The organism is Oceanibaculum nanhaiense (assembly GCF_002148795.1).
GTDB lineage: Bacteria > Pseudomonadota > Alphaproteobacteria > Oceanibaculales > Oceanibaculaceae > Oceanibaculum > Oceanibaculum nanhaiense.
In genome coordinates this window covers 567,542-584,847 of sequence record NZ_MPOB01000001.1, presented here as the reverse complement: position 1 = coordinate 584,847, position 17,306 = coordinate 567,542, and the positions used below count along the sequence as shown (strand labels likewise).

Genomic DNA, 17,306 nt, shown 5'->3' with positions numbered 1-17,306 from the left:
GCCCCGGCGCGTTGCGCTGACGCGCTTAGATGCTCGCGGCGATAATCCGGATTTTTACAATCTAACGTGAACATGTGCTTCAAAGTGAACACGTGCATGCGCACGCGATATCAGTATCAAGCTGAAGGCGACCTTCTAGGGAAGAGTCACACCGCGCGGTTGGCTGTCGCCAGCACGCCGCCGATGCCGATGAAGGTGGCGCCGGCCGCGCGGTTCACCATTTTCCCGTGGCGGTAGAGCCAGGGCGCGATGCGTTGCGCCGCCCCGGCCAATACCAGCTCGAAGCAGAATTCGACAATGGCGAAGGTGCCGCCCAGGATCACGAACTGCAGCGGCAGCGAGACCCCCGGCACCATGAATTGCGGCAGGAAGGCCGCGAAGAAGATCAGCGCCTTCGGGTTCGAGGTCGCGACCAGGAAGCCTTGCAGGAACAGCGCCGCCGGCCCTTCCCGCCGCCCGCCGCTATCCGGCAGGTTCTCCGCCCGCACCGGGGCCGTCACCGGCGCGCGCCAGGTGCGGATGCCGAGATAGACGAGATAAGCCGCACCCAGCCATTTCGCGATGGTGAAGGCCTGCTCCGAGGCGGCCAGCAGCGCGCCCAGCCCCGCCATCGACACCGCGATCAGCAGCAGGAAGCCCACGACACCGCCCAGCAGCGTGGCGACCGAGCGGCGCAGCCCGAAGCGCATGCCATGGGTCAGCGCCAGCAGCCCGTTCGGCCCCGGCGTCAGCGACAGGCCGAACGCCGCCACCAGATAGATCAGCCAATGTTCCAGCGTCATGTCCGGCGTCCCCCGATCAGCAGCATTCACTCACGCCCGAGAATGGCATAGCCGCCGGCATCCCGATAGACGCCCTGCATGCCTGTCCCCGCGCCGCCGGCCAAGACCCGCCCCCTTGGCCTGCCCCCGATAAGCTTTGATCCAGGTCAAGGTTCGCGGCAGCCGGCCGATGTAAATTCGGGCCATGATGACGCCTGATCTGCTTGCAAAATACGACCAGCCGGTGCCGCGCTATACCAGCTATCCGACGGCGCCGCATTTCCATGCCGGCATCGACGCCGCTGCCTATGGGCGCTGGCTGGAGGCGCTCGACCCGGCCCTGCCGCTGTCGCTCTATTTCCATATCCCGTTCTGCGACAGCCTGTGCTGGTTCTGCGGTTGCAACACCCGCGTGGTGAACCGCTACGAGCCGGTATCGACCTATTTCGAGTTGCTGAAGCGCGAGATCGCCCTGGTCGCCGAAAAGCTGGGCCGCCGCACCGTCAGCCACATGCATTTCGGCGGCGGATCGCCCACCATGCTGTCGCCCGACGATATAAGGCGGCTGGGCGATTTTGTGTGGGGCCTGTTCGACCGTACGCCGGATGCCGAGATCGCCGTGGAGATCGACCCGCGCGGCCTGCAATACGAGACGGTGCGCGCCTTCGCCGAGATCGGCGTGAACCGCGCCAGCATCGGCGTGCAGGACGTGAACCGCCAGGTGCAGGAGGCGGTGAACCGCATCCAGCCGCTGTCCAGCACGGCGGAGGCGATGGCCGCCCTGCGCGCGGAAGGCGTGGACCGCATCAATATCGACCTGATGTACGGGTTGCCGTTCCAGACGGTTTCCCGCGTGCTGCACACGGTGGAATGCATCCTGCCGCTGCGGCCGGACCGGCTGGCGGTGTTCGGCTATGCCCATGTGCCGCATATGAAGCCGCATATGAACCTGATCCCCGGCCATGCCCTGCCCGGCCGTGACGAACGCTTCCGCCAGCAGCAGGCGATAGCCGACCGGCTGGTCGAAGCCGGCTATACGCGCATCGGCCTCGACCATTTCGCGAAGGACAGCGATCCGCTGGTACCAGCACTACGAGAAGGAAGGCTGCACCGCAATTTCCAGGGCTACACCGTCGATCCGGCGGAGGTGCTGATCGGCTTCGGTGCCTCGGCCATCGGCGCGCTGCCGCAGGGCTATATCCAGAATGTCACGGCGATGCCGGACTACCGCAAGGCTATCGGAGAGGGCCGGCTGCCCGTCGCGCGCGGCATCGAACTGACGCCGGAGGACCGGCTGCGCCGCGCCATCATCGAACAGATCATGTGCCACATGAAGGTCGATCTGGCGGCCATGCAGCAGGCCGCCGGCCTGACCCTGGACCTCGACGCCGAACACACGGCCCTGGCGGCGCTGGCCGGTGACGGGCTGGTCAAGCTTGACGGCGATATTCTGACCGTGCCCGAGGAAGCCCGCCCGCTGATGCGCAGCATCGCCTGCATGTTCGACGCCTATCTCGCGACCGGTAAAGCGAAACATTCCCGCGCCGTCTGACTTTGCCCCCGGGCCGTCATGCCGCTATATCTGCGGTATGAACGAACCGAAAAATCCTGTCCGCATCCTTGTCGATGCCGACGCCTGCCCGGTGAAGGCGGAAATCTACCGCGTGGCGGAACGCTATGGCGTATCCGTTATCATCGTTGCCAATGACTATATCGCCGTGCCGCCGAACCCGCTGTTCAGCCGGATTGTGGTCAGCGACGGATTCGACGCCGCCGACGACTGGATCGCCGAACGCGCCGGGCCGGGCGACATCGTGGTCACCGCCGACGTGCCGCTGGCCAGCCGTGGCGTGAAGGCCGGCGCAACGGTTATTGGCCCGAACGGCAAGCCGTTCAGCGAGGCCGCCATCGGCATGGCGCTGGCGACCCGCAACCTGATGACCGACCTGCGCGCCGCCGGCCAGATCACCAGCGGCCCGCGCCCGTTCTCCGCGAAGGATCGTTCCAGCTTCCTGTCCGCTCTCGATCTCGCGATCAACAAACTGCGGCGCGCCGGCCACGCCTGAATCAGCATTCGGTTAAGCCCGTCTTAACCTCTCTGTGTCATTTTTATTGATGAAGGGCGCCGCCGGTTTGTCATGCGACGGAACCGCGCCATCGCGCCGGCATGGACTCCCTATATGTTTCGAGAGGCCGCCATCCCGTGACGGATATCATCCTGTCATTTCCGAACACCGACATGCTGACAGGCAGCCATGACGCTGGCCTGGTCATGCTGTCCGTGCTGGTGGCGGCACTTGCCTCGTACACGACGCTGACCCTGTCGAACCGCATCGTCGCCTCGGCGAAGGGCAGCCATCTGTGGCTGGGCTTCGGCGCGCTGTCGATGGGCACCGGCATCTGGTCGATGCATTTCATCGGCATGCTGGCCTTCGACCTGCCGATCCCGCTGGGATACGACCTGACGCTGACAATATTGTCGCTGGTCATCGCCACGGCCCTGTCGGGTTTCGCGCTGATGCAGATCCGCAGCCCGCAATTGCCGATGCACCGTCTGCTGACCGCCGGCATCCTGATGGGGCTGGCCATCGCCGCGATGCATTATGTCGGCATGGCGGCGATGCTGATGGCCCCCGGCATCGTCTATCAGCCGGTCTATTTCGCACTGTCCATCGCGATCGCCATCGCCGCTGCGACCGCCGCCCTCTATATCGCCTTTCATCTGAGCCGCCAGCCGCACGGCCCGATCCTGCTGTACCGGCTTGTCGCCGCAGCCATCATGGGTCTGGCCATCGCCAGCATGCACTATACCGGCATGCTGGCCGCGAATTTCCCTGCGGACAGCATCTGCCTGGCTGCCGGTAGCACCGACCAGCCCTGGATCGTCTGGGCCGTCGCCCTTACCTCCATTGTCGTGCTGGGTGGAACGCTGATCGCCGCCCTGTTCGACAGCCGGTTCGAGACGGTGACAACACACCTCAGTCACTCGCTGCGCGAGGCCACCGAAGAGCTTAAACAAATGGCACGCACCGACCAGCTGACCGGACTGGCCAGCCGGGCGTTGCTGATGGAAACGCTGGACGACATCATTGCCAGCGGCACCCTGACCGACCGGCGATGCGCCGCGCTCCTCATCGACCTCGACAATTTCAAGCTGGTCAACAGCTCGCTGAACCATGCCGATGGCGACGAACTGCTACGGCAACTCGCCAGGACCCTGCGGGACAGTTTTCCGGAATCGCCGATTATCGCGCGGTTCAGCGGCGATACATTCGTCGTCATCCTGGAGGAGCCCTGCGACGCACCTGACATCCTGCGCCAGATCGACACTTTCCGTGCCGCGCTATGGCAGCCCTTCTTGCTGCAGGGTCGGGAAATTTCCGTCACCGCAACCATCGGCATCGCCGTATCCGCTACCTGCAAAGCCCACACCGGCAACGCCGCTGCCAGAATGATGATCGACCATGCCGAGAAGGCATTGTACGAGGCGAAGACGGAGGGGCGGAACCGGTTCCGCTTTTTCGAGGAGAAGATGCAGGACACGGCCAAACGCGAGTTCGACCTGCAACGCGACCTTCGCAAAGCCTTCCTGGACGGCGAGCTGGAACTGTTCCTGCAACCCAAGGTCTGCGCGAAATCCGGCATCATCCGTTCGGCGGAAGCGCTGGTGCGCTGGCGCCACCCGATCCACGGCCTGCTGCTTCCGGGAGAATTCCTTGGCATCGCCGAGAAATTCGGCCTGCTCAGCATGCTGGAGGGGTGGACGCTGAACGAAGCCTGCCAGATTCTCAGCCGCTGGCGTGCCAATGGCGCGACGCATCGCGACCTCTCGCTGGCCGTTAACATCTCGGCATCGCAATTCTGCGATCCGGGCTTCGTGGAAAAGGTTCTGGATATCACCCGCAGCTATGACATCGCCCCGGAACGTCTGATCCTGGAAATCACCGAACATTCGGCGATGCGCGATCCGGTGACCGCGGCAGCGGCAATGCGGCAGCTGACCGAGGCCGGCATTACCTTTTCCATCGACGATTTCGGCACCGGCCATTCCTCGCTTGTGCAGCTGAAGCGGCTGCCCTTCGCGGAGCTGAAGATCGACCGCAGCTTCATCACGGATATGGCGAACAATGCCGAAGACCGGCAGATCGTCGAGGCCATCGTGCTGATCGCGCGGCAATTCGGGCTGCGCGTGGTCGCCGAAGGCGTCGAGGACCGCGATACCGGCGCGATGCTGGCCGATATCGGCATCAACCTGCTGCAGGGCTTCGGCATTGCCATGCCGATGCCCTGCAGCGAGTTCGAGGCGGTGTCCCTGGCGGCGTAGCTTCTGCTAGCGCCGCTGGTCGAAGCGGCGGCCGACCAGCGCTGCGGCGATGTTCACCTTCTGGATGTCGATGGCGCCGCCGGCGATGCCCCAGCCCCAGCCATCGCGCATCTTCTGCTCCATCGGATATTCGCGCGAATAGCCATAGCCGCCCATCATCTGCACGGCGCTGCCGGTGACCTCGCGCACCATCTCGTTGGCGAAGCATTTGGCGATCGAGCTTTCGCGGATCGAGGGCAGGCCGTTCTGCGCATTGATGACGGCGCGGTAGAGCAGCAGGCGTGCCGCATCCACCTTCATCGCCATCTCGGCGAGGCGCAGCTGCACCGCCTGGAAATCGACGATGGGCTTGCCGAACTGCTTGCGCTCCTGCGTGTATTCCAGCACGTAGTCGAGGGCGCTCTGGGCGATGGCGAGGCTCATGGTGGCGTTGCCGCAGCGCTCCAGATCGAACGCTTCCATCAGCTTGCGGAAACCGCCGGCCGGCACGATCATGTTGGAGATTGGCACCTCGACATTGTCGAAATACATGTCGGCGCTGGTGATACCGCGGAAGCCCATATGCCGCTCGCGCTTGCCGAAGCTGAAGCCCTTGCGCTCCTTCTCCACCAGCACCGCGCCGACGCCCTTCGCCCCCGGTTCGTCCGACAGCCGGCAATAGACGACATAGGCGTCCGCGTGCCCGGCGCCGGAACACCAACGCTTCTGGCCGTTGATGACGATCTTGTCGCCTTCGATGCGGCCGCGTGTGGTGAGGTCGGTTAGCGCGCTGCCGGCATCCGGCTCCGACATCGAGACGGCGACGATCATCTCACCCGCGCAGACCTTCGGGATGATGCGCTGGCGCAGTTCCTCCGGCGCGAAATGCGCGATGGCGAGGATCGGGCCGAAGCAGGATTCGAACACCGGGAAGGCAACGGCGGGCGAGACTTTCGCCATCTCCTCCAGCACCAGCACGGCATCGAAATGCGTCATGCCGACGCCGCCATATTTCTCGTCGATATTCACGCCCAGCAGGCCGAGTTCGGCAAAGCGCTTCACCACATCATGGCTTGGCGGCTCGTCTTCTTCCTCGACCTTGCGGGCGATCCCGACCAGCTCGGTCGTGGCGAAGCGGCGCACCGTGTCGCGCAGCTTTTCCTGTTCCTCGGTCAGCGTGAAATCCATAAGGCGTTTCCTCTTTCTTTGCGTTCTTGTTTTGCGGTCTCAGAGCCGCAGCATTTTTCCAGGGTTCATGATGTTGTCCGGGTCGAGCGCCTTCTTCACGGCGCGCATCATGTCCATCTCGACGTCGGACTTGTAATGCTCTGCCTCCTCGCGGCGCAGCCGGCCAAGGCCATGCTCGGCGCTGATCGAGCCATCCATCTCCGCCACAATGTCGTGGACGATGCGGTTCACCTTCTCGCGCTCGGCGGCGAAGGCGGCCCCGTCCCAGTCCTTCGGGGCAATCGGGTTGTAGTGGATGTTGCCATCGCCGACATGGCCGAAGCCGCAGGGGCGGATGCCGGGATAGGCCTTCTCCAGCGCCAGATCGGCGCGCTCGATGAATTCGGCGATGCGCGACAGCGGCACCGAGACATCGTGCTTGATGCCCACACCGGTCAGTTTCTGCGCCTCGGCCAGTTCCTCGCGGATCGCCCACAGCTTCTTCGACTGGTCGCCGGAGGCGGCGATCACCGCATCAGGCACCAGCTCCTGCTCGATGGCCTCGGCCAGCGCTTCCTCCAGCGGCTCCTTCAGCGAGCCGGGCGCACCCTGCCCCGTCACCTCGGTCAGCACATACCAGGGATGGATTTCGGACAGCGGGTCGTCATGGCCGTCCAGCGCGTCGAAAACGAAATCGAGACAGCTGCGCTGCAGCAGCTCGAAACTGGTGACCTGCTCGCCCAGCCGGCCGCGCATCAGCCCCAGCAGCTTCACCGCCGCATTGGGATCGGGCACGGCGACGAAGGCGGTCTGGCTCTCGCGCGGCTTCGGGAACAGCCGCAGCACGGCCGCCGTGATAATGCCGATGGTACCCTCGCCGCCGATGAAGAGCTGCTTCATGTCGAAGCCGGTATTGTCCTTGCGCAAGCCGCGCAGACCGTTCCAGATGCGCCCGTCGGGCAGCACCACCTCCAGCCCCAGCACGAGGTTGCGGGCATTGCCGTAGCGCAGCACCTGGGTGCCGCCGGCATTGGTCGAGAGGTTGCCGCCGATCTGGCAGGAGCCTTCCGCACCGAGGCTCAGCGGGAACAGCCGGTCGATCTCCGCCGCCTTGTCCTGGATCGTGGTCAGCACAACGCCGGCCTCTACCGTCATGGTGTCGTTCAGCGTATCGACCGCGCGGATGCGGTTCATCCGGGCGGTGGAAACCACCACCTCCAGCCCGCCCGCATGCGGCTGCCCGCCCCCGGTCAGCCCGGTATTGCCGCCCTGCGGCACGATCGGCACGCCGGATACCGCGCAGAGCTTCACGATCTCCGCGACCTCCCCGGTCGAGGCCGGGCGCAGCACCAGCGGCGTGTCGCCGCGCCAGCCATCGCGCCAGGACACGCAATAGGGCTCCATGTCGGCCGGGTCGTCGATATAGCCGGCCGGGCCGACGATTTTCTTCAGGCGATCCAGAATATCGGCATTCAGCTTGGTCATGCGCTCGCTTTCGTCATCGGCGGCATCGGGTCCTCGGCACGCGGCTGCAGCGGCGGACTATAGAGCACGATCAGCTTCAGCGTCCGCTCGCCGATCACCTTCACCGCATGCATCAGGCGGGGCGGAATGCGGATCACCGTGCCGGGCCCGCAGACCTGCATCGGATCGTCGCCCAACGTCACCTCGCATTCGCCTTCCAGCACGAAGATGATCTGGTGTTCATCGGCATGGTCATGCGGGTCGGCGGTGCCGCCCGGCTCCAGCTCGCCCAGGATCATCTCGAAGCTGCCGCAGAAATCGCGCTCCACCAGCCGCACATTGCGGGTGCGGGAATGGCCCGGCGGGGCATAGGCCGCCAGCTCCGAGAGATGCTCGATCAGTTTCATGGGTTCCTCCGGGCGTTTTCTTCATTATCGGCGCGCCGATTGTAGCGCCTGCCCCGTGAGGAACAACCGCGACTAACAGCACGCTGCCGGCGGTTTTCTTTTCCCTTACCGGCGATGGCCGCTATCGTAGGCGGAAAAACCTGTCGGGAGGAATGACATATGCGCATAGGAAGCGGCGCCGGATTCGGTGCCGACAGGCTGGACCCGGCCTTGCGGCTTATCGAGCAGGGCAGGCTGGACTGGATCGGCTTCGAATGCCTGGCCGAGCGCACGCTGGCGCAGGCCCAGACCGCCCGCGCCGCCGACCCGGCCAAGGGCTATAATCGCTATCTGGAGGCCCGGCTGCGCGCCTGCCTGCCGGCGATGGCGCGGAACGGCACGCGCCTCATCACCAATATGGGGGCGGCCAATCCGGCGGCGGCGGCCCGCGCGGCAGCAGCGCTGTGCGGTTCGGGCGGGCCGAGCGTCGCCTATGTCGAGGGCGACGATGTACGCCATCTGATCGACGACACGACGCCCCTGGCCGATACCGGCGGCACCGTCGCCGATATCGGTACGCCAGTGATCTCCGCCAACGCCTATCTCGGCATCGAGCAAATCCTGCCCGCCATCGACGGCGGCGCGGCCATCATCATCACCGGCCGCGTCGCCGATCCGTCGCTGTTCCTGGCGCCGCTGGCGCACAGATATGGCTGGGCGCTGGACGACTGGGCGCGGCTGGGCGGCGGCACGCTGGTCGGCCATCTGCTGGAATGCGCGGCCCAGGTCACCGGCGGCTATTTCGCCGATCCCGGCTACAAGGACGTGCCAGGCGTCGAGGATGTCGGCTTTCCGCTGGCAGAAGTGACGGCGGATGCGACAGCCATCATCACCAAGCTGGACAGCGATGGCGGGCTGGTCGATGCGCGCACGGTGAAGGAGCAGGTGCTGTATGAGGTGCATGATCCGGCGCGCTATCTGACGCCCGACGTGACGGCGGATTTCTCTGGCGTCGCCCTGCGCGCGGATGGCCGCAACCGGGTCGGCCTGAGCGGTGCATCGGGCACGGCACGGCCGGACAATCTGAAGGTGACAGTCGCCTTCGATGGCGGGCTGATCGCCGAGGCCGGCATCTCCTATGCCGGGCCGGGGGCGGCGGATCGCGGACGGCTGGCCGCCGATATTCTGCGCCACCGCCTGCGCGACATTGCGGAGTTGCGTGTCGATCTGATCGGCGTCGCGGCACTGCATGCCTCGGCGGAATCGGTGCGCCGCAACGTGCCCAGCGGCTCGGCGGATGTGCGCGTCCATGTCACCGCCCGGACCGACGATGCCGACACCGCCGACCGCGTGCTGTGGGAGGTGGAGGCGCTTTATACCTGCGGGCCGGCCGGCGGCGGCGGGGTGCGCGGCGTCGTGCGGCGCAGCTTCACCACGCATGATGCCTATATCCCGCGTGACGCCATTTCCATCCGTACCGAGGTGATCCGGCCATGAGCAGCAAAATGGTTCCGCTGCGCGCGCTCGCCCATGCCCGCGCCGGCGACAAGAACAACACCTCCAACATTGCGGTCTTCGCCTATGACCCGGCGCACTACAAGCTGCTGGAAGCGCAGCTGACGCCGCAAGCCGTGGCCGCGCACATGGCCGGGCTGGTCCAGGGCAGCGTGAAGCGCTATGCGGTACCGCAGCTGCAGGCGCTGAATTTCGTCATGGAGACGGCGCTGGAAGGCGGCGTCAACGGCTCGCTGAATCTGGACGGCCACGGCAAGAGCTGGAGCTCTTTCCTGCTGGGGCTGGAAATCGCGCTGCCGGAGGATGCACCGCCCCTACCCAAAGGATAAGGGCCAAGGGATAAACAATAAAAAAAGGGGGGCATGAACAGCCCCCCTTTTTCTTCAACCGACCAGTGTCGTCAATTCATCATCTGGTTTGGCAGCCAGGTGATGACTTCCGGCCAGATCAGGAACACGGCAACCGTCAGGAAGTCGGCGACCACGAAGGGGCCGACACCGCGGAACACGGTTGAAACCGGAATATCCGGCCTGACCGCCGACACCACGAAGCAGTTCAGCCCGATGGGTGGCGTGACCAGGCAGACCTCAGCCATCTTCACCACGATGATGCCGAACCAGATCGGATCGTAGCCCAGCGCCATCACCGCCGGATAGACGACCGGCAATGTGAGCAGCAGCATGCCGATCGCATCCATGAACATGCCGAGAATGACATAGCCGAACAGGATGAACAGCATGACCACCCAGGGCTCGAACGGCAGGCTGGTGATGAACTGGGTGAAATGTTCCGGCAGGCCCGCAAAGCCCAGGAAGCGCACGAAGATAAGCACGCCCCAGATCAGCGAGAAGATCATCACGGTGAGCTTGGCTGTCTCCAGCAGGGAGTCCTTCAGCGCTTCGTACCGCATCCCCTTCATCAGGGCCATCAGGAACACGACGAAAGCGCCCAGCGCACCGGCTTCCGTCGGTGTCGCCCAGCCGAGATACATCGCAGAGAAGATGATGACCACGACCGAGATCACCGGCATGGTGCCGGGTACGGACTTGATGCGGTCGCTCCAGGTATAGCCCTTGATTGCCGGGCCGATGCCGGGGCTGATCTTGGCCCAGACCAGAATGATCAGGACGTAGATCAGCGCCGACACGATGCCGGGAATGAAACCCGCCAGCAGCAGCCGGCCGACCGATTCCTCGACGATGATCGCGTAGATGACCAGGATGGCGCTGGGCGGAATCAGCGTCGCCAGCGTGCCACCGGCCGCCACAACGCCCGCCGCCAGCCGGCGCGAGTAACCGGCCGCCAGCATCTCCGGTATGGCGACGCGGGCGAACACCGCCGCTGTCGCGGTCGAGGCACCGGACACGGCGGCGAAACCGGCCGTCGCGAAGACCGAGGCCACGGCAAGCCCGCCCGGCAGGAAGCCGAACCATTTCCGCGCCGCGTCGAACAGCGACTGGGTAATGCCGGCATGGAAGGCAAGGTAGCCGATCAGGATGAACATCGGCAGCACCGACAGCGTGTAGCTGACAGCCTTGGAATGCGGGATCGTGCCGATCATGCCGGCACCGGCGTCCCAGCCGATCATGGAGACCAGGCCGACAAGGCCGACAGCGGCCGCCGCGATGTAGATGCGCACGCCGGACAGCACCAGCAGCAGCATGCAGATGACGCCGATGACGCCGATGGTATCGTTGTCGAGGCCGGTCACGAGGCCGCACTCCCCTTATTCTTATTCTTTTCCTGTTCCAGCGCACCGGCTTCGGCGGCCTCTTCCTCGGCCATCTGTTTCACGTCGGAAACCAGCGGCACGGCAATGGGCGCCGCATCGGGATTCAGGAACAGCCGCAGATAACCGAACAGGTTCAGCCACAGGCGCACCCACAGCGTAAAGAAGGCGAAGGCGACCAGCATCTTGGACGGCCACCAGGGGATTTGCGCATCGATGGTGGAATCGCCGTATTCATAGGCGCGCAAAGCATGGGTCCAGCCGTAATAGATCAGGATGGCGACGACAAACAGCGCCACGATCTGGCCGAAGATTTCCGTGCTCCACAGCAGCCGGCCGCGCATCTTGCCGACCGCCAGCTCCATGCGGACATGGCCGTTCAGCCGTTCGCAATAGGCGATAGCGAGGAAGGCGAAGATGCTGATCGACATCTCCACCGCGTCAATATAGGCGTGAATCGGCGTGCCGAAGACCTGCCGCCCGACGATCTGCGCCACGCCGACGACCATCAGCCCGAAGATGCACAGGGCCGACAGAAAGGCGACGAACTTCTCGATCGGGTGGAAGATACCGTCGAGCCGATCGATTAAACGACCGCCGGTGGCCTCCTCCTGCGGAGTCCAGCTGACGGGCCGCCTGATCTTGCTGTCCATGGAAACTCCCCAACCTACGCTGGTACGATTTTGGACCGGATACATGACGCTCCGCCAGAAGGGCGGAGCGTAAGGGATACTGAAGGCAAGAAAAATGGCCGCGCCCTTAGCGGAGCGCGGCCACTTCATCCGTTGCTTATTTTTTCGCTGCCTTCTCGGCCTCGGCCATCACGAGGTCCAGCAGGCCCTGGGCGTCGAACTTGTCCTTGTTCGCGGCCACCCACTCGTCCCACACCGGCTTCGCGGCGATCTTCCGGAATTCCTCAAGCTGGGCGTCGGTATAGACGACTTCCTTCAGCTTCGCGCGGAACGCCGGCAGGTTCTTCTCGTCGATGTCGTGATAGGCCTTGATCTGCACCTTATAGGCCGGCGCCTTCAGGTCCATCAGCAGCTTCTTGTACTGATCGGGCAGCTTGGCATAGGCATCCTTGTTGAAGACCGTGCCGCACTCGCTGGTGCCCGGCGACATGTTGGAGGTGAACCAGTCGGACACTTCCGGCAGCTTGTAGGAGGCGTGCGCGTAGGTATAGGGCAAGGACGCCGCATCCATCGTGCCGCGTTCCACGCCGGTATAGACTTCCGGTGCCGGAACGGTGGTCAGGGTAGCACCCAGCTTGCCCATCGCGGTACCGAGACCGCCGCCGGCACGCACGCGCAGGCCTTTCCAGTCTTCCAGCTTCTGCGGCGGCTTGCCGCGGCCCATGAATTCATACTGCGGCATCAGCGCCGACATGTAGGACATGGCGTTCCAGTTATCCATGTCCTTCACGAAGGCAGGATGCGCCATCACCGCCTCGCGCACATGCATGGAGACCTCGAGGTCGCCCAGCGGCAGGAACGGCATGGTCAGCACCATCGAGGCGGGATTCTTGCCGGGATGGTAGAAGTTGCAATACATCGCGGCCTGGAAGGCGCCGATCTTGATGCCGTCGAAATTCTCGCGCGCCTTGGACAGCGCCTCGCCATAATGAATCTTGATGTTGAACTTGCCGCCGGTCTTCTCGCTGACCTGCGCGGCGACATATTCCATGCCCGCCGTGAAGGCGCGCTTGGTGCCCCAGGTGGACAGGTTCCAGGAAACCGACGGACCATCGATGGTCTGCGCCTGAACCGGCATGCCGGAGATGAGAAGGGCGCCCGCCATCGTGGCGACGCCAACAAGCGTCTTAACTTTCATCCGTAACCTCCCAAACTGCTCATTCTTGATTATCGGCCCGTGACGATGGACCGCACTTGACCCGTATTTTTACAGATCGCCGCCACATTCACAACCATGTATGCAAATGAATACCGGATAAATCTTGCGCGCATAGGACAAAAAAACGGCCGGCATTCCGCAAGCCGCTGATTCTTATGGCATTACCTCAGCCATTGCCTTTGCATCCCGTCAGCGCTTGGATAGCGGCAAAACAAAACAGACGGAAACCCCATGCCCAACCAAACCGCGCCCGGCGCCCTCGCCGGCCTCCGCATTCTCGATCTCACCTCGGTCGTGTTCGGCCCCTATGCCACGCAGATGCTGGGCGACATGGGGGCGGACGTGATCAAGATCGAATCGCCGGAGGGCGACGTGATGCGTGCCGCCGCCCCGGCCCGCCATCCCGGCATGGGCGCGGTGTATCTGAACGCCAACCGCAACAAGCGCAGCATCGTGCTGGACCTGAAGCAGCCCGCCGCCCGCGACGTGCTGATGCGGCTGGCCGCAACGGCGGATGTGTTCGTGCACTCCATGCGCCCGCAGGCGATGACCAAGCTCGGGCTGGATTACGAGACGCTGAAACGGGCGAATCCGGAGATCATCCATTGCTCTGCCTGGGGCTATGGCAGCGACGGGCCCTATGCCGACAAGCCGGCCTATGACGACATCATCCAGGCCATGTCGGGGGCAGCCGACCTGTCGCGCCGGCAGGGGCTGACCGCGGAACCCGCCTATGTGCCCTCGATCCTGGCCGACAAGACGGCGGGTCTGCATGTTGCCATCGCGCTGCTGACCGCCATCGTGCACAAGGTCCGCACCGGGCGCGGCCAGTCGGTCGAGGTGCCGATGTTCGAGAGCCTGGCCTCCTTCATGCTGGTCGAGCATCTGGCCGGCGCCGTGTTCGAGCCGGCCGAGGGGCCGATGGGCTATCAGCGCATGCTGGCGCCGCACCGCAAGCCCTACCGCACGGCGGACGGCCACATCACCGTGCTGCCCTACACGACGAAGCAATGGCGCAGCTTCTTCACCCTCGCCGGCAAGCCGGAGATGCTGGACGATCCGCGCGTCACCGATGCCGCCCTGCGCAGCCGAATGATCGGCGAGCTGTACGAGATGGTGGCGGAGATCATGCCGTCGCGCAGCAGCGCCGACTGGCTGGCGGCGCTGGAAGCTGCCGACATCCCGGCGATGCCGGTGAACAGCCTGGAGGATGTGCTGGCCGACCGCCATCTGGCCGAGACCGGCTTCTTCCGGGAATATGACCATCCCAGCGAAGGACGCATCCGCACCCCCGCATCGCCGCTGCGGTTTTCCGACAGCCCGGCCACGATCCGCAAGGGCGCGCCGAGCCTCGGCGAGGACAGCCGCGCCGTGCTGGATGAGGCCGGCTACAGCAACGACGAGATCGCCGCGCTGATCGACAGCGGCGCGGTCCGGCAGGCGGAGTAGGGCTTTTTACCCCAGCGCCAAGTCCAGCACCGCCTTGCGTTCCGCCTCGTGCCAGTATTTCACGCCGACGGCGGGCGTTGGCACGGCGGGCCGTCCGGCATAGCGCAGGGTGCGGCCGGCGAGCTTTTCCAGCGTCCGGTCGAGATGGGTGAAATAGCCCATATTCGCCGGCTCCTCCTGGCACCAGACCAGCTCCGCCTTCGGATGCGCCGCGAACAGCGCCTTCAGCTCGGCTTCCGGCAGCGGGTAGAGCTGCTCCAGCCGGGCCAGCGCCACCTTCTCCTCGAGCCCGCGCGCCGCGCGTTCCGCCGCCAGCTCGTAATAGATCTTGCCGGTGCACAGGATCAGCTTTTCCGGCTTTTTCGCGCCCTCGTCGGGGATCAGCGCGCGGAAGCCGGTGCCCGGCCCGAACTCGTCCAGCGTGGAGACGCAGGCCTTGGTGCGCAGCAGCGCCTTCGGCGTCAGCACCACCAGCGGCTTGCGGAAGTCGCGCTTCATCTGCCGGCGCAGCAGGTGGAAGAAATTGGCCGGCGTCGAGACATTGGCGAGCTGGATATTGCCCCGTGCACACAGCCCCAGCAGCCTGTCTGGATGGGCGGTGGAATGGTCCGGCCCGCCGCCATCCAGCCCATGCGGCAGCAGCATGACGAGGCCGGAAGAGCGCAGCCAGCGATCCTCCCCGCACACCACGAACTGGTCGAACACCGGCTGCGCCACATTCAGGAAGTCGCCGAACTGCGCCTCCCACACGATCAGCCGCCGGGGATCGGCCAGCGTATGGCCATATTCATAGGCCAGCACGGCATGCTCGATCAGCGGCGTGTTGAACGCTTCGCAGGCCACACCGCCCTGCGTCGCCAGCGGATTGAGCACGCAATGGCGGCGCGGATTCTCCGCATCATGGACGAACAGATGGCGCTGGGTGAAGGCGCCGCGCATCGAATCCTGCCCGCCGAAGCGCAACGGGAAGCCCTCGGCCAGCAGGCTGGCGAACCCCATCGCCTCGCCGGTCGCCCAGTCGATGCCCGCGCCACTCTCGATGCTCTCGCGGCGCTGATCGAGGAACCGCGCCACCTTGCGGTCCAGCGCATAGTCCGCCGGCGCCGTGGTCAGCGCCTTGCCGATGGCACGCAACTCGTCCAGCGGCAGGCCGGTCTCGACGAACTCGACCATGTCAGCCTCGCCGGCACTGCGATATCCCTGCCAGACGCCCCGGAACCAGCCCGGATCGTTGACCTCATACCCTTTGGCCGTCTCGAACGCGTCCTTGATCGCCTGACGCAGGGTCTCGGTCTCCGCATCGGCGGCGGCGACATCCAGCCCGCGCCCGGCCAACTGCTCGCGGTAAAGCGTTGCCAGCGGCGGGCGGGCATCGATCGCCCTGTACATCTGCGGCTGGGTGAAGCGCGGCTCGTCGATCTCGTTATGGCCAAGCCGGCGGTAACAGACGATATCGATCAGAATGTCGCTGCCGAAGCGCGCGCGCCATTGCGCGGCCACGGTGGCGGCACGGAACAGCGCCTCCACATCGTCGCCATTCACATGCAGCACCGGCGCCTCGACCAGCTTGGCGATGTCGGTGCAATAGCGCGCCGAGCGCCCTTCCTCCGGCATCGTGGTGAAGCCGAGCTGGTTGTTGATGATGACATGGATCGTCCCGCCCAGATCGTAGGGCGGCAGTTTGGAGAGCTGGAACAGCTCCGCCACGATTCCCTGGCCGGCGAAGCTGGCGTCGGTGTGCAGCAGCAGCGGCAGCACCTGCCGCTTGCCGTCCGCGCCGAGCAAAATCTGCTTGCCGCGCGACCGCCCCTGCGTCACCACGCCGACCAGCTGCAGATGCGAGGGATGCGGCGAGGCGCTGAGCCAGACCCGTTTCCCCTCGATCATCCGCTCGCCGGAATAGCCCAGATGATAGGGCACGTCGCTGGAGGCCTCGATGCCCGCCGGCAGCGCCGGCTTGCCCAGCAGATCGGCGACCAGCGCCACCAGCGGCTTTTCCAGGATCGTCGCCAGCAGGGTGAAGCGGCCGCGATGCATGCCGCCCATCAGCACTTCTTCCGTGCCCTGGCGCACGCTCTCGCGGATGACGCTCTCGACCACGGCGAGGAAACCATCGCCGCCGGCCAGCCCGAACATCTTGGCGCCGGGCAGCCGGCCCTGCAGAATCTCTTCCAGCGCATGGCCGCGTGCCAACAGGCCGAGCAAGGCGAGACGCTGTTCGTCAGACGGCGTTGCGGCGGCCCCTTCCGCCTGCGCCTGCAGCCAGGCGCGCTTTTCCCCATCGTGGATATGGCCGAAGTCCCAGCCGATCGGCCCGCCATAGGCGGCGCGCAACTCCGCCTCCGCCCCTAGCGGCAGACCGTAGGCGGCGGGATCGAGTTCCGGCACCGCTGCCGGTTCGGTCAGGCCCAGCGGGTCGAGCCGGGCCGCCAGATGGCCGCGATGGCGCCAGGCCTCGGCCAGAAGCGCCAAGCCGCCGCCGGCAGCCGAGGACGGCGCCAGGGCATCGCCTGCCTCGAAAAGCTGCGCCAGCCGGCGCGCCATGTCGCGCGGCACGCTGTGCGGATCGTCGAGGAACTGCCGGTAGAGCGCGTCGAGCGCACCCGGATCCCCGGCACCCAAAAAACCGTCGTCTGGAATGGTCGCCTCCCTGGCACCGCGGCGCTGCTCTGACGCAGCGC

At 65.2% G+C, this 17,306-nt stretch carries 14 protein-coding genes; 6 read left to right on the top strand and 8 right to left on the bottom strand.

The genetic code is table 11. The features are described from left to right. Positions 1-146: 146 nt before the first annotated feature. On the bottom strand, positions 147-782 hold the full coding sequence (locus tag BKM74_RS02870; RefSeq protein ID WP_086464164.1) for a LysE family translocator: 636 nt from the start codon (positions 780-782) through the stop codon (positions 147-149). Positions 783-966: 184 nt separating this feature from the next. Here BKM74_RS02870 and hemN point away from each other — a divergent pair, with 184 nt between their 5' ends. The 3 genes from hemN to BKM74_RS02855 all read left to right on the top strand — a co-directional run bounded on the left by hemN (position 967) and on the right by BKM74_RS02855 (position 5,085). Beyond that, complete coding sequence (gene hemN, locus BKM74_RS02865; RefSeq protein WP_217895431.1) at positions 967-2,313, top strand: oxygen-independent coproporphyrinogen III oxidase; 1,347 nt, start codon at positions 967-969, stop codon at positions 2,311-2,313. 37 nt (positions 2,314-2,350) lie between these two features. Next, positions 2,351-2,827 carry a YaiI/YqxD family protein gene (locus tag BKM74_RS02860; RefSeq protein WP_086464163.1) on the top strand — a complete coding sequence of 159 codons (477 nt, stop codon included), beginning with the start codon at positions 2,351-2,353 and terminating at the stop codon, positions 2,825-2,827. A gap of 137 nt (positions 2,828-2,964) precedes the next feature. Further along, complete coding sequence (locus BKM74_RS02855) at positions 2,965-5,085, top strand: putative bifunctional diguanylate cyclase/phosphodiesterase (protein ID WP_176342354.1); 2,121 nt, start codon at positions 2,965-2,967, stop codon at positions 5,083-5,085. Positions 5,086-5,091: 6 nt separating this feature from the next. Here BKM74_RS02855 and BKM74_RS02850 read toward each other — a convergent pair whose 3' ends face one another. Genes BKM74_RS02850 through BKM74_RS02840 form a run of 3 tightly spaced genes read right to left on the bottom strand, consistent with a single transcriptional unit; the run spans position 5,092 to position 8,102 of the window. Continuing rightward, positions 5,092-6,252 (bottom strand): acyl-CoA dehydrogenase family protein, encoded by a 1,161-nt coding sequence (locus tag BKM74_RS02850; RefSeq protein ID WP_086464161.1) that lies wholly within the window; start codon positions 6,250-6,252, stop codon positions 5,092-5,094. A 39-nt stretch (positions 6,253-6,291) separates the two neighbouring features. Further along, positions 6,292-7,716 (bottom strand): FAD-binding oxidoreductase, encoded by a 1,425-nt coding sequence (locus BKM74_RS02845; protein ID WP_086464160.1) that lies wholly within the window; start codon positions 7,714-7,716, stop codon positions 6,292-6,294. Continuing rightward, entirely contained in the window at positions 7,713-8,102 is a 390-nt protein-coding gene (locus BKM74_RS02840) for a cupin domain-containing protein (protein ID WP_086464159.1), read from the bottom strand. Before BKM74_RS02840 ends, BKM74_RS02845 begins: the two co-directional genes overlap by 4 nt. Positions 8,103-8,261: 159 nt before the next feature. Between BKM74_RS02840 and BKM74_RS02835 the strand changes: the two genes are divergently transcribed. Beyond that, on the top strand, positions 8,262-9,578 hold the full coding sequence (locus tag BKM74_RS02835; RefSeq protein ID WP_086464158.1) for an acyclic terpene utilization AtuA family protein: 1,317 nt from the start codon (positions 8,262-8,264) through the stop codon (positions 9,576-9,578). Continuing rightward, positions 9,575-9,925 (top strand): AtuA-related protein, encoded by a 351-nt coding sequence (locus BKM74_RS02830; RefSeq protein WP_086464157.1) that lies wholly within the window; start codon positions 9,575-9,577, stop codon positions 9,923-9,925. The genes BKM74_RS02835 and BKM74_RS02830 overlap by 4 nt, the downstream gene beginning before the upstream one ends. A 71-nt stretch (positions 9,926-9,996) precedes the next feature. On the opposite strand, the gene BKM74_RS02825 is transcribed toward BKM74_RS02830, so the two are convergent. The 3 genes from BKM74_RS02825 to BKM74_RS02815 form a co-directional block, all read right to left on the bottom strand. Beyond that, positions 9,997-11,307 (bottom strand): TRAP transporter large permease, encoded by a 1,311-nt coding sequence (locus BKM74_RS02825; protein ID WP_176342353.1) that lies wholly within the window; start codon positions 11,305-11,307, stop codon positions 9,997-9,999. After that, positions 11,304-11,978 carry a TRAP transporter small permease subunit gene (locus tag BKM74_RS02820; protein WP_086464156.1) on the bottom strand — a complete coding sequence of 225 codons (675 nt, stop codon included), beginning with the start codon at positions 11,976-11,978 and terminating at the stop codon, positions 11,304-11,306. The genes BKM74_RS02825 and BKM74_RS02820 overlap by 4 nt, the downstream gene beginning before the upstream one ends. A 136-nt stretch (positions 11,979-12,114) precedes the next feature. Beyond that, positions 12,115-13,155, bottom strand: a complete 1,041-nt coding sequence (locus BKM74_RS02815) for a C4-dicarboxylate TRAP transporter substrate-binding protein (protein ID WP_086464155.1) — start codon at positions 13,153-13,155, stop codon at positions 12,115-12,117. 252 nt (positions 13,156-13,407) lie between these two features. On the opposite strand from BKM74_RS02815, the gene BKM74_RS02810 reads away from it, so the two are divergent. Beyond that, positions 13,408-14,625: a CaiB/BaiF CoA transferase family protein gene (locus BKM74_RS02810; RefSeq protein WP_086464154.1), complete on the top strand. Its 1,218-nt coding sequence runs from the start codon at positions 13,408-13,410 to the stop codon at positions 14,623-14,625. 6 nt (positions 14,626-14,631) lie between these two features. Here the strand turns inward: BKM74_RS02810 and BKM74_RS02805 are convergent, their stop codons facing one another. After that, positions 14,632-17,247, bottom strand: a complete 2,616-nt coding sequence (locus BKM74_RS02805; RefSeq protein ID WP_086464153.1) for a 2-oxoglutarate dehydrogenase E1 component — start codon at positions 17,245-17,247, stop codon at positions 14,632-14,634. Positions 17,248-17,306 lie beyond the last annotated feature (59 nt).